11 protein-coding genes are annotated in these 12,813 nt (G+C 43.3%); 5 read left to right on the top strand and 6 right to left on the bottom strand.

Annotated elements, in window-relative coordinates; genetic code table 11:
* Nucleotides 1-649 precede the first annotated feature (649 nt).
* The 4 genes from A136_RS08315 to A136_RS08300 form a co-directional block, all read right to left on the bottom strand.
* Complete coding sequence (locus tag A136_RS08315; RefSeq protein ID WP_017065225.1) at nucleotides 650-2,605, bottom strand: LTA synthase family protein; 1,956 nt, start codon at nucleotides 2,603-2,605, stop codon at nucleotides 650-652.
* Nucleotides 2,606-2,633: 28 nt separating this feature from the next.
* The gene (locus tag A136_RS08310; protein WP_017065224.1) at nucleotides 2,634-3,008 is read right to left on the bottom strand and encodes a diacylglycerol kinase; all 375 of its coding nucleotides are present in this window, start codon (nucleotides 3,006-3,008) and stop codon (nucleotides 2,634-2,636) included.
* A gap of 497 nt (nucleotides 3,009-3,505) precedes the next feature.
* Nucleotides 3,506-4,177 (bottom strand): hypothetical protein, encoded by a 672-nt coding sequence (locus A136_RS08305; protein WP_017065223.1) that lies wholly within the window; start codon nucleotides 4,175-4,177, stop codon nucleotides 3,506-3,508.
* A 166-nt stretch (nucleotides 4,178-4,343) separates the two neighbouring features.
* Complete coding sequence (locus tag A136_RS08300; RefSeq protein ID WP_017065222.1) at nucleotides 4,344-4,715, bottom strand: DUF4440 domain-containing protein; 372 nt, start codon at nucleotides 4,713-4,715, stop codon at nucleotides 4,344-4,346.
* Between the two features lie 107 nt (nucleotides 4,716-4,822).
* On the opposite strand from A136_RS08300, the gene A136_RS08295 reads away from it, so the two are divergent.
* Nucleotides 4,823-5,851 carry an IS110 family transposase gene (locus A136_RS08295; protein WP_017041084.1) on the top strand — a complete coding sequence of 343 codons (1,029 nt, stop codon included), beginning with the start codon at nucleotides 4,823-4,825 and terminating at the stop codon, nucleotides 5,849-5,851.
* 341 nt (nucleotides 5,852-6,192) lie between these two features.
* Here the strand turns inward: A136_RS08295 and A136_RS08290 are convergent, their stop codons facing one another.
* Nucleotides 6,193-7,095: a hypothetical protein gene (locus A136_RS08290; protein ID WP_017065221.1), complete on the bottom strand. Its 903-nt coding sequence runs from the start codon at nucleotides 7,093-7,095 to the stop codon at nucleotides 6,193-6,195.
* 373 nt (nucleotides 7,096-7,468) lie between these two features.
* Between A136_RS08290 and A136_RS08285 the strand changes: the two genes are divergently transcribed.
* From A136_RS08285 to A136_RS08270, 4 genes are all read left to right on the top strand, one after another.
* Nucleotides 7,469-8,389 carry an integron integrase gene (locus A136_RS08285; RefSeq protein ID WP_017065220.1) on the top strand — a complete coding sequence of 307 codons (921 nt, stop codon included), beginning with the start codon at nucleotides 7,469-7,471 and terminating at the stop codon, nucleotides 8,387-8,389.
* 108 nt (nucleotides 8,390-8,497) lie between these two features.
* Nucleotides 8,498-9,397, top strand: coding sequence for a homocysteine S-methyltransferase family protein (locus A136_RS08280; RefSeq protein WP_017065219.1), 900 nt, complete (start codon nucleotides 8,498-8,500; stop codon nucleotides 9,395-9,397).
* Nucleotides 9,398-9,510: 113 nt separating this feature from the next.
* Nucleotides 9,511-10,521 (top strand): Gfo/Idh/MocA family protein, encoded by a 1,011-nt coding sequence (locus A136_RS08275; RefSeq protein ID WP_017065218.1) that lies wholly within the window; start codon nucleotides 9,511-9,513, stop codon nucleotides 10,519-10,521.
* Nucleotides 10,522-10,531: 10 nt separating this feature from the next.
* Nucleotides 10,532-12,052 carry an SgrR family transcriptional regulator gene (locus A136_RS08270; RefSeq protein ID WP_017065217.1) on the top strand — a complete coding sequence of 507 codons (1,521 nt, stop codon included), beginning with the start codon at nucleotides 10,532-10,534 and terminating at the stop codon, nucleotides 12,050-12,052.
* 96 nt (nucleotides 12,053-12,148) lie between these two features.
* Here the strand turns inward: A136_RS08270 and A136_RS08265 are convergent.
* Nucleotides 12,149-12,813, bottom strand: a 665-nt coding sequence (locus A136_RS08265) for an HDOD domain-containing protein (protein ID WP_017065216.1), incomplete at its 5' end; no start/stop codon positions are given.

Raw genomic sequence — 12,813 nt, 5'->3', positions numbered from 1 at the left:
AGAACTACTGTCAACGCCAGTTTAAAATTGACCCACTTATCGACGTTATCGCCGAAATAAAACTGCAATTCTTTGTTTTCACGTCACTTAATGACTAAACAAGGAGCTAGCATTGGATCTATAAATTTCAACTTTCACCCCGTATTACATCACGAGGGTTCCCCAACGATCAGCACGACAGGGATGGATAAGTTTTGGTAGGGCAAACGCACATTAACAGCATGTGTATGAGTAAAAGCACTAAGTGGGAAAGGGGCAAACCTGTTCTAGCTAGGTCTCGCCAGCACGTTGATGGACAAATGTGAGTCAGTGATTTTCCTAAATTAGAAAGTTATATATAACTACAGGTATGGAAAGGAATTAGCTTATGTGTCCAACCATTGAGGTCCACTTCTGTTTGTTCTGGTCAACTCCAGCCGGACACTTTCTTTAGAGACTTTTCATAATTAACCGGCGACATGTCATTGTTCGCCGAATGCAAACGCACGCAAACAAGACAAAGGGAGCTGTCGTAACTCAACGCTTATCCAGTCCTAGTTGGAATTGAAAAAGGCGGCTCTGTTTATCAAAGCCGCCATGCTTGGTTTCAAGCTACGATGTCACAACAGGTGCTCGCCCCCTGACATCACTTGTGAGTAATCCACCCTAATTATTGAGCCTCTGATGAATGATAGAAATCATTCTGATAAGCCAGGCTTCCCCACAGTGCATTCGCCTTTGCTATCTTGATCATTGGTTCTGATATCTTACGGTCAAGTAATTCAGTTGATTCTCCATCGTAATGAAAGCCTTGTGCAGGTTTATCCGGCTGGAAAATGACAACGTCATTATTATTATCCATCCAGGCAAAGTTCTTATAAAACTGCATCATCGCCCTAAGCTTTGATTCATCAATATCCTTGGTCATATCATGCCCAATCATTGGGTTAACGCTATTAATTCCAATGAGAGACAGTAATGTCGGAGCAAGATCAATCTGGCTTGCTAAACGAGGATCCTGTTTTGAAGGAACCCCTTCACCGACAATCACCGCAGGAATATGAAAATGGTCAATAGGAACCAACTGGTTTCCATAAGCGCGAGAATCATGATCAGCCACTACAACAAAAATAGTATCGTCCCAGTAAGAAGACGATTTAGCCTTCTTGAAGAATTCACCCAAGGCATAATCTGAATACTTTGCCGCATTCTCCCGAGTTTGCATTGGTTCATTATATGGCGTGATCCGGCCGGACGGATAATCAAACGGGCTATGGTTTGAAGAGGTAAAGACTAGACTGAAAAAAAGCTGACTATCCGCGCTTAGCTGAGAAAATTGCTCATGGGCCTTTTGATATAAGTCCTCATCAGATGCTCCCCATGAACCTACAAACGCTGGATTCTTAAAGGTCGGGAAATCTTGCATATCAACAAAGCCATTACCTAAGAAAAAGCTCTTCATATTGTCAAAATGACTTTCTCCGCCATAAATAAACTGAGTATGATATCCCTTGCTTTTCAATAGGTCAGCAATAGTGAAGAAACCGGTTTGGCTTTTACCTAGCTTTACAACTGAACGCGCCGGTGTCGGCGAGAAGCCGGTAACCACCGCTTCGATTCCTCGGACTGAACGGGTGCCTGTTGCATACATGCGAGTGAAGTTCCAGCCTTGGGTCATTAACTGATCAAGGTTTGGGGTTAATGGCAAGCCACCCAATGCACCGACATACCTTGCACCAAGACTTTCTTGTAACAGAATGACTAGATTTTTAGGTTTACCCTTATAGCTTGCCTGATGATAAGCCATTGTTGGGGATGAATCAGAAAAAAACTCCTGCTCACTTAACCCAGTTGATTCACGGACTAACCGAATAACTTCATCGTTATCCATAGCGCCATAGTATTTGAATGCGCTATCTTCATCCTTTAGTTGCTTGGCCGCGAAAGCAAGCGAATAGCTAGAATTTATAATAAGATCATTCACTAACGGATCGGTAGAGAAAGCGACCATCGCAGGATTGAGAGGCCTGTGACCCAGCGAGGAACGCGCGCCCATAACACCAAGCGCTATAACAAGGACTGCAAGTACTGGCCGCCAATACCAACGTGGAAATGTCAGGCTTGTCACCAAATGACGAGTGAATTTCCATCCCCAATATAATGTTGCCGAACTAACAAATGCACCGATGAACAGTTCTGGCTTGTATCCGCTCCATAACATCCCAAAAACTTCTTTAGGGTAGATCAGGTATTCAATGAATAGCCGGTTTGGACGAACGTCATATTCGAGGATAAACGAAGGTGTAGCAAGTTCCATGAACACCAATAGCCATAACCCGGAAACAATCCAGATCCTCAGGACAAACAACCAGCCTTTCCCTAGATTCCCATTACTGGCAAGCAAACATGTCAACAGCGAAGGAAGCACCAATAAATAGCTTACCGTTGAAATATCAACGCGCAGCCCATGAAACAAGATAGCTATCCACCCGTCAGCATCACTAACACGATCTCCATGCCAGACACTTAATCCTACCCGGGATAGCATGAGAATCAATAGGCAGACAACAAACGTTACAGCCAAAGGGAAAAGAATCCCCAAACGTTTTTTTACAACATCTATCATTTATAACTTCCTGTCTTGTATAAACTATTTATTTCATGGTAAAAATTGAGAATAAGACATACCCCCAGGTAGATATCGCCATTAAAAGAGTTAGCAGAACAGCCGCAGAACCCATATCTTTTGCCTGTCCTGATAATTCATGCCTTTCATGCCCAATCCGATCAACCACGGCTTCTATGCCAGAATTGAGCAATTCGACAACGATAACCGCGACCAATGAACCTATGAGCAGTAACTTCTCCAAGCCACCGACGGGTAAAGCAAGCGCTATTGGTGTTAGTACACAAAAACACACCAACTCCTGCCTGAACGCGGCTTCAGAGCGCCAGGCTGCCCGTAAACCAAGCCATGAATACTTTGTGGCATAGATAAGCCGGACAAACCCTTTTTGATTGGATTTCACACTAAACCTTGTTTTCCTCAGTATGCAGGGCTTGATTATTAATCATATTCGGTGTGAATAAAACATGAAAAATTCCTCAATGTCTGTTACTCGTCATATATTAATCACGAAAAATGGCAACACGCATTCTGTAACTTATAATAAGATCAACCTCTTACAGGCAAAGGGGTGTCTTGCGCAATTATTCTGTCAATAGCGCCTGATCATTCACTTTTTGGGTAAGCCACTTCAATTTTGCATGCAGACTTGTGAAGCGAATTCCGACAGAGTAGTACATGGGGAATAAATGATTAGCAATATAAAAAGAGAGCTATGCTGACTCTTCGGAAGTAACCGCTCTCATATTAGTTCAGATGTCGAAAATTTGAGCAAACAGAATATAAATGAGTTTTTACTCTATCAAGAAAAGGGGCATTTCCGTGTTAGTGAATCTGCTAATTTAGGTATTTACGGATTACTTCGAGTAAGGCAAACCGTGCCATAGTCGTTTGTTATGCCTACATTTTTATCGCTTGATCTAATTTATCTAGGTTTTCTACCAGTTTATGGATCTCACCAATTAAGTACATTTTGTCAGATAAAAATTTTTCGTTTCGTTCCAGAATAGCCTCATCTGCGTCAAAGTCTTTAACGCTACCGTCACTATTGTTTTTCATTGGCTTGTAATGGAAAGGGTAATTCATATAGCGATGCATTTCTGCGAGCTTTCTTTCTAACTTGACTGCTTCGTCTAATGTCCAGTATTCACGTTCTATTTGCGCTGCATCTAACCTAGCGCTCGAATCTAAGACATTACGCATGTAGGAGTCTACTTTAGTTTGCAGCTCGAGTACCTTTGGGTCGCTACTTGGTTTATCACATACCATCGTTGCTTCAAATGCCCATTGAGATACGTACTTAGACAAAAGAAGTAAGTCTCTTTTAACATCCTGCAAAATTGCAATTTTGTTTTGAGAGCGAAAATTTGTTACTACACGCCAACCGAAAAAGAACAAAGCCAATGTACTCAAGCCACCAATCATAGCTCCCAAAGCACTAATCCAATCTGTTATTTTTGTTGAATTGTCAGGGTCAAAGCTAACTTGACCAATGATTGTCCCAAACGAGATAAAACAAGCAGCAAATAACAGACCTGAAAATATAACAAATAGCGATTCTTTATCTTTCATGTTCCCTCAAATTATGTAGGTATCAACGCCAAATTAAGGTGTGAACAACGCTAACCACCTCACTTAAACGTTGTGCCATAAACACTAAACTTGCTTGAAGTGAAAGCGCCAAGCGTTGTGAATCACTCTTAAATTTATTGTTATATGCCTATTTCCAAGCATGATTTTAGACTAATTCAAAAGCCGGACATGGTGTCCCTTGATGAAACTTCAATTGCCAACAAATACCGTTGAAAGCCCAGATAGAACAGCGTTTGGCATAATCGCTAACCTCACCTGACGGGGCCAATAAAGCAGACTCATACTTAAGTAAGTGAACCGATGGTTCAAGTTGAACGCATTCATAGTTTTGAGAATGAACCCGAACTTCTGAAGGTTCTTCTGAGCTCATCATTTCAATGATGGAAGCAAAGTCATAACTGGTGCCTGATTTACCAACTTCAGAAAAACTGGGATGAATCAGGCGTTCAATATCAGGTAAGCTCTGACGCGTCTCGTACTGATGAAGCTCAATTTCTTGTTCAACCAATATGTCCATATATTCTCCGAATTCGATAAGGCATATAACGAATGATATGGACTCCCTCTACCTGACACTCTGCGTGCCATACTTACTTAGTACACGCTGAAGAACTGGAGGTTACTATGTCCACCATTCAAACTATTGGCGTTGACCTCGCCAAGAATGTATTCAGTATTCACGGCGTTGATGCATATGGCAAGTGCGTCCTACGCAAAACTGTCAAAAGAAACAAACTCTTAGACACATTCGCGAAGTTACCTCCCTGCCTCATCGGTATGGAGGCGTGCTCTGGTGCACACCACTGGGCGAGAGAGCTACTGAAACTAGGTCATAACCCGAAAATTATGGCGTCCAAATTCGTTATTCCATATCGACAAAATGAGAAGAACGATGCCAATGACGCAGAGGCCATCTGTGAAGCGGTATCTAGACCCAAAACACGATTTGTCTCTATAAAAAGTGAAGAGCAACAAGCTGTGCTTTGCCTGCACCGTATTCGACAGGGGCTAATTAAAACAAGAACGGCGACTATTAACCAGCTCAGAGGTTTGCTTTCCGAATTTGGTATTGTGATGCCTCAGGGGCGCTACTCGGCTCAAAACACTATTGGTAGTGTCCTTGAAGATGCAGAAAATGGTTTGCCTATACTCGCTCGAGAGCTACTTCAAGATCTATCGAACAAGATTCAACACCTTAACCTAGAAGTATTGCACTATGATCGTAGAGTCTCTGCTTTAGTTCGTGAGATGGCTTCAGCCAAAGCGCTCATGGATATTCCAGGTGTCGGTGAACACAGTGCAAGTGCCATTGTCGCGACCGTCAATGACGCCAAACAATTTGGCTCTAGCCGCCAATTTGCCGCTTGGATAGGGTTGGTTCCAAGACAATACTCAACAGGTGGTCATGTTCATCTTGGTCGCATCAGCAAAAGAGGCGAAAAACATATTCGCACTCTACTTATTCATGGCGCAAGAGCCGTTATTGCACGATGTAAAGAGAAAACCGATCGCAACAGTATTTGGTTAAATCAACTCGTTGAACGACGAGGTTATAAACGAGCAGCTGTCGCCCTAGCAGCAAAAAATGCTCGTATAATATGGGCATTATTAACAACAGGAAAAGAGTACAAGATTAACTATGTAAACGGTTAACACTCACCGAGTCAAAGCAATAGCAAATGATGACAATACGACCAGACCGAGATGCCTAAACCTGTTTAATTGGGAAGTAATAAATACTGTTTAACGAATGAGGCTGGCATCAAGCGAATATCATCAAGGTGACGGAACGATTCCGATTAAACACCGAATGTAGAGCTGCTGTCCGATCCACTGTTGTCAGCGGGAGCTATTGTTGACAAAAGAGGGAGTCCATGTAGCCCAATTAAGGGGTGAACAACGCCTCCACCCAACTTAACGTATTGTACCGTAAACACTAAATTTGAAGTAGGAGCAAAAGTGCCAAGCGTTGTGAATCCCTCTTAAATTGCTTGTTATACGGTGGGAACTTCTCCCATCTGTTTTAGGTTAACAAGCGTTGTCATGAACTCTACTGCATTGTATTCACTGGATACTTTTGGCTCTTCAGCATTCCTTAGGCGAAACTTGCCGTAAACTAAAAACTGTTTGTCAAAATCAATTATGGGTAATTTTAGTTTTTTGGAAATCCGGATTATTGGATAGTATTTAGTACCTTTTACATTCTTGGGTTTACACTCAAAGTATTCAAAGTCGTCAACCACACCAGAAAAAACTTTGCGAGTAATTTGAAGATCAATCGCTGCATTTACGTATTTATCTTTAGTAAGGCAATGCTGAAAGTAACGGTATTGTCCAATGCCAAAGAAAAAGTCTTTCCACTTAACAGTGCTTTTATTAACCTTTATTTCGAGGCTATCCCTTTCTTTAGGGTTTTCCTTTCCATATATATACAGCTTCGCAAGGTCACTACAGGCTTTGACGTAACAGGGCATCTTACCCTTGTTATAAAAAACACGTTTAGTAGTATCTTCGGGAAGCTGGTCGGCAAAAACTTCTTCTTTTTGCTTTAACTGAGAAGCTTCGTCATGGTTTAAAATATGAACCCGAAATAAAGTCTCACCGTCTGCGATTGCGTCTTCGACATTGGAAGTTCCAATTTTCGCCTCAATTTCGTAGTTACCTGAGGTTTTAAAACTGCAGCTATCTGAGTGATCGAAGTTTTGATAAAGACGAAAGATAGCAGGAATTAACTTGCCGGTGTTTCTCCTTTTATGACCAACAACATGTGTAACTCGTGTCCCACAACCTCTACCTCCGCAAAAAATTGGTGTCGGATAGCCTAGATCTTCATACTGATCGATGTAAATCGTATTCCCTATCCTGTCTTTGACAAACGGAATTGCAACTCCGCTCATGTTAAATTACCTCCGTATAACATTTTAATATTGTGCAAGCACGAATCCATCCGCTTAACATATCAAAAAGGTCACTCATAACCAACTGAATGCTATGCATTTAATATAAAAGTGGGTCTAAACAATAAGTGTGAAAACGTGCAAGCACATATTGCCGACTATGTAACGCTCGGCCTCATTCTTAACCACCCATAAATCTGCAGTATAATCAATAATTTAAAATAAGCCTCTCGTTAAATTCGTGCTCAATCAGAGTTAAAAACCACTCTTTTTTAAGTCATTAATTATTCAACAAGCAATAAACTGTCTGTATGTACAGATTTTGTGAGGGGAATATATGGCGAGTCAATTCATGTAGGCAATTTGCGAACATATGACGATGCGAGGCTATAGTCGCAAGACAATCAAAGCCTACTGTTACTGGATAAAATACTTCATTCATTTTCATAAGCTTAAACACCCTGAACAGATGCATGCCGCTGAAGTTGTCTCCTTTCTTTCTCATTTAGCTAATCAACAAAAAGTAGCCATCAATACTCAAAAGGTAGCTCTCAATGCTCTAGCCTATTTATACAATCAATTTATTAAGCAACCTCTAGGAGACTTAGGGTTTAGCTATGCGACTCGGTCTCGAAAAATTCCTAGCGTACTCAATCATGCGGAAGCTATCTCGGTGATCAATGAAATAGATCCTAAATATCAACTGTTTTTTCGCTTGTTGTATGGTTCAGGTTTGAGAGTATCGGAATACCTGAGGCTTCGAGTACAAGATATAGATCTAAAACAAGGGTCTCTCACTGTTCACAATGGGAAAGGAAATAAAGACCGAGTGACAATTTTAAGTTTTTCACTCACTGAAGCTATACAAGACAAAATTTCACAAGTTGCAGTTCTGCTCGCTAAAGATAACTTGAATGGGTTTGGGCCATCTTTGCCTCACCGATTAGGTAAAAAATACCCTAGTGCCTATCGACAACTTGCTTGGATGTACCTATTCCCATCAAAATCCGTCACTCAACACTCTGAGTCGGGGATCGTATGCCGACACCACCTACATGATTCGGTACTCCGAAAAACGCTGAAGAAGGCGACTAACTCTAATAAATTGCGCCACAAGCGAATTAGTTGTCATACTTTCAGGCACAGTTTTGCTACGCAACTTCTAAAGTCAGGCTCCGATATCAGAACGGTTCAAGAGCTACTGGGGCACAGTGATGTTAAGACAACTCAGATTTACACTCACGTTATTGGGCAACACTTTAGTGGCACGACTAGCCCGCTAGACGGCTTATAACGAAACTCCCTCATCGATAGTTGAACCTTGGCTTGATGGCTTCTGTCTAACAAGGTTGTCTGATATGGTGGCGGCAGAACTTCAGCAATTGTTTAGATAGTATTGAATATGAAAACACTAACCATACTTGATGGCGGCATGGGCCGAGAACTCAAAGAAATTGGCGCGCCATTTTCTCAACCGCTTTGGAGTGCTCAAGCGCTGATTGAAGCACCCGAATTTGTCAGCCAAGCACATCAAAACTTTGTCGATGCAGGTGCTGAAATCCTAATCACCAATAGCTACGCCTGTGTGCCTTTTCACTTGGGTGAAGAGCTGTTCGAGCAACGCGGTTTTGAACTAGCCACACTGTCTGGTGAGCTGGCTAAAGCAGTTGCAGACAATGCTACCCACACAGTGAAAGTAGCAGGCGCGATTCCACCGCCATTTGGCAGCTACCGACCAGACTTGTTTAAGGTAGAAGAAGCCGCGCCAATCATTCAAACGCTTTACGATGCCCAGGATCCAAACATCGATCTTTGGATCGCGGAAACCATCTGTAGCCTGCAAGAATTCGAATCCATTCATGCGGTTCTTAAGCAGTCAGATAAGCCGTGTTACTACGCGTTCAGTTTGGAAGACACCAAGGGCGATTCTGCCAATATTCGTTCTGGCGAGAGCGTAACAGACGCCATCAAACTTGCCTGCCAATCAAACGCGACAGGCATTATGTTTAACTGTTCAGTGCCTGAAGTGATGGATCAAGCCATTATCGATGCCAAGAAAGTGATCGATGAGCTAGGCAGTGATTTAGAAGTTGGTGTCTATGCTAACAATTTTGCGCCTATCAGCAACGAACATGAAGCGAATGATATGTTTCAGGAGATGCGTGAGCTGGATGGCCAAGGTTACTTAACTTACGCTAAACGCTGGCATGCACTGGGCGCGAATATTATCGGTGGCTGTTGTGGCATCGGGCCAAAACACATTAAAGCCCTAGCCGATTGGAAACACTCAATACAGAGCTAATCCTGAGCTTCAACTAGAATAAAATAAATAGAAAACAGGTTGAGAAATCTGTTCTCTATTTGTATGTGGCGTCTCTGAGTACACTGATACAAAACAACGATTTGGAGCAACTGATGAGCGACACGCAACGCAAAATTAAATGGGGCATCGCAGGGCTAGGCAATATCGCCAATCGATTCGCAACCGCAGTCACAGAGCACTCTCTGCATGGTGAATTGTATGCCGTTGCCGCAAGAGATCACTCACGCGCAGCCACGTTCGCCAACAAGTTTGCTTGCGACAAGGCGTATGGTTCTTATGAAGAGATGGCGAATGACCCAAGTGTTGAAGCGGTTTACATCGCTACGGTTCACCCATACCACCAGCCACTCGCCGAACTGTTTCTAAAGAACAATAAGCACGTATTGGTCGAGAAGCCGGCTTTTACCAACCTTGCTGACTGGCTTGAGATGAAAGCTCTCGCGAAGCAAAATGGCGTGATGCTGTTAGAAGCGATGAAAACCGTGGTGTTTCCCGCATATCGTGAGCTCCAATCATTCTTGGTCGATAACAACATTCAGATAGATTCAATCGAAGCCAGCTTTGGTAACCATCACGACTATGAGCCCGATTTGTTTATCTTCAATCCGGATTTGTCAGGCGGAGCAACACTCGATGTTGGGGTCTATGGGCTTTGGTTCTTTTACGATCTGTGCCGAACGCTGGGTGTAAACCCTTCAAAACCTCAGGTAGAGATGTCGTGTCTTTATGAGGGAGCGAATGTTGATACCAATGCATGCTTTACATTCTCTGGTGATATAAGCGGTAAGATATCGGCATCAACAGTGCAAAACCTTCCCCGATCAGCACACTTGAGTGGACCTGAAACCAAAATCACCATTCACGAAAAATGGTGGAATCCGGCCTTTATTGAGATTGAACATCAAGGCAAAAAGTCGACCATTAACTACCGAGTGATAGGGAATGGATTCGAGTTTGAAATCGACCATTTTTCAGATTTGGTGCTTCAAGGCAAAACTGAATCGAATATCCTGAGCTCAGAGATAACCTCTCGAGTTCTCGATACGATGGAAAACGCACTGATTGATTCTGGCTATTCACATTTAACTCAACCTCGTCGTTAGGAAAAGCAAATTGGGCAACCTTAAGCGTAAGCTTGAACTGTATGAAAAGATATTTCAGGCTTTTGGGCCTGGAGTATCACATTGTCAGGTTAACCAACTGGCCACACTGCTGCACGTGAGTGAACGTCACGTTCAGACCTTACTCAAAGCGATGACAGCGCAAGGCTGGATTGAGTGGCAAGCTAGCTCAGGCCGAAGCAATAAAGCACAACTCACGTGTCTGGTTGAGCCCATTGAGGCGTGTTACCAATACGCACAAACCCAAGCCGACGCAGGTAACATCGAACAGGTGTTTAGCACCTTAAGCTTCAACGGCCGCAATGCTGGCGCTGAGTTGCAAGCCTTTCTAAGCAGTAATACTCCTTCAGCGCAGAATATCGCGTATATCCCATTTCACCGAGAACTCGAAGCGCTTCACCCTCAACGAGTACTTAGACGCACCGAACGCTTCCTAGTGATGCAAGTTTGCCAACGCCTTACCACCGTTCAGCACGGCAAACTCAGCGGCGATTTAGCTTATCATTGGCAGCCTAATCAAGATGCGACACAGTGGCACTTTCAGATTCGTAATGGTGTTCAGTTTCATAACGGAAGAACACTCGAACCTCAAGACATAGCGCGCAACCTTAACTCGCTCTGCCAAAGCAAAATATGGCGTCGCTGTTATCAGCATATTGATGAGGTCTCTGTCTCGGCAGGTAATGTGGTTGTCGTGAAACTGAATCAACCTGATTGGCACTTACCACGCCTACTTGCCAAAGCTGAAGCCTCCATTTTTGATCACTCATCACCTACTGATAGGCTGATTGGTTCTGGCGCGTTCTCGTTAGACATCTTCTCAAGCAATATGTTGAGATTGAGCCGCAATAGCGCGTATTCACACAGCACGCCGATTCTTAATCGAGTCGAGTTGTGGGTCTACCCGGAATGGGCACAGAGTAAAGCTTGCGCTCAAAATCAGGTGTGCGTGAAACTGCCCGAAAAGACGACCACCGTGCGTGGCGACGACCATGCTTCCAAACCGGAATTCGGCTCAACCTTCTTTAAGATTCAAAACCCAGTATTGTCGAAAACAGAGCGTGAATTCACCGTTGAAGACACCTCTGAATGCCAAACCCTTTTCGATCAATTATCAGTATCCGGCGACAGCAAAACCAACGTGGAATATGGCCACTACCTAACTAACTACCTAACTACCAAAGACGTCGCGCTGTGCAGTATTATTGATGAGAACGACACCTTCACTTCGTGGTTAAGCTTTTTCACTCGCTTCCCGTTTGAGGAATTAACTTTACCTTCTGAGATGCTAGAGACAATCGAACAAGGCTTAGCCTCAATAACAAACCAGCCCAACTTTGAGTTAGCAATGAATGCACTGTTGTCGCTCCGGCATTGGTTGCATGAATCTGGGGTTGTGACTGAGCTCAAGCAAGAGGCGTTCAACTTAGAGGTTTCTGAAAAGATACACGGCGCACAAGTAAATGGTTTCGGTTGGTGCGAACTCGACAAGCTGTGGATTAGCCATTTGTAAGCGTATTTCGTAGCTGAATGTATTTCACAACCTAGCCCAACCAAGCTGCAACCAATCATTATGTTCAGTCACAGCGTAGGTCGAATAGGCTAAGGGTTAGCTCACTAGCGATAATTCAGACTCTTTATAGATACGGTTAGCCACTTTGTATGCAGCCGGAGACATCAGTGTCTCTTTGCATCTGCGCTTAAATTGCTCGACTTCAATCGTTTGTTCTTCCAGTAAATAGCACAATTCACTCAAGTAGTTAGCTTCAAACACAGCTTGACCAAGTGGCGTGCATTCGTATCGGCTAGACTCTTGGTAGCCAATCGCGGTCAACACTGATTCTGGCAGTTCCCAGAACTTAGCAATGGTGTAAGTCAGGCGAATGGAGTAGCTGTTCATCAGGCGCTTCAATGCTAACGAGTTAGGTGGAACAGAAGGATCAACATGCTTGAAGGCTTCTACCATCATCTGGAAAATGATCATCTTGCCTAAGTTGCGAATTAACCCAACAAAATACGCCGCTGCTTGCTCTTCTTGAGATGAAGAGTCTTTCATCAACTCCTTAGAGAAAGACGCGGTTTGAACACTGTGATTCCAAATTTTCTCACCGAAGTGACGCCAGTAAATATTGTTCCCCGGCGTGAAGTTCTTCATGTAGCTATTCACCACCCCTTCAACGAGCCCTTGAGAACCCATATTTAAGAATGCTGTTTTTAGGTCGGTAACCTGTTTTTCATTGCGTTTGTAAAAGGCGCTATTTGCCAGTTTAATCA

Source organism: Vibrio crassostreae 9ZC13 (assembly GCF_000272045.2).
Lineage (GTDB): Bacteria > Pseudomonadota > Gammaproteobacteria > Enterobacterales > Vibrionaceae > Vibrio > Vibrio crassostreae_C.
This window is presented reverse-complemented; position numbering and strand designations above follow the sequence as displayed.

Coding starts and splice junctions, on each gene's coding strand:
- A136_RS08315 (WP_017065225.1), bottom strand. CDS start 2,605: ATGATAGATGTTGTAAAAAAACGTTTGGGGATTCTTTTCCCTTTGGCT.
- A136_RS08305 (WP_017065223.1), bottom strand. CDS start 4,177: ATGAAAGATAAAGAATCGCTATTTGTTATATTTTCAGGTCTGTTATTT.
- A136_RS08300 (WP_017065222.1), bottom strand. CDS start 4,715: ATGGACATATTGGTTGAACAAGAAATTGAGCTTCATCAGTACGAGACG.
- A136_RS08295 (WP_017041084.1), top strand. CDS start 4,823: ATGTCCACCATTCAAACTATTGGCGTTGACCTCGCCAAGAATGTATTC.
- A136_RS08290 (WP_017065221.1), bottom strand. CDS start 7,095: ATGAGCGGAGTTGCAATTCCGTTTGTCAAAGACAGGATAGGGAATACG.
- A136_RS08285 (WP_017065220.1), top strand. CDS start 7,469: ATGACGATGCGAGGCTATAGTCGCAAGACAATCAAAGCCTACTGTTAC.
- A136_RS08280 (WP_017065219.1), top strand. CDS start 8,498: ATGAAAACACTAACCATACTTGATGGCGGCATGGGCCGAGAACTCAAA.
- A136_RS08275 (WP_017065218.1), top strand. CDS start 9,511: ATGAGCGACACGCAACGCAAAATTAAATGGGGCATCGCAGGGCTAGGC.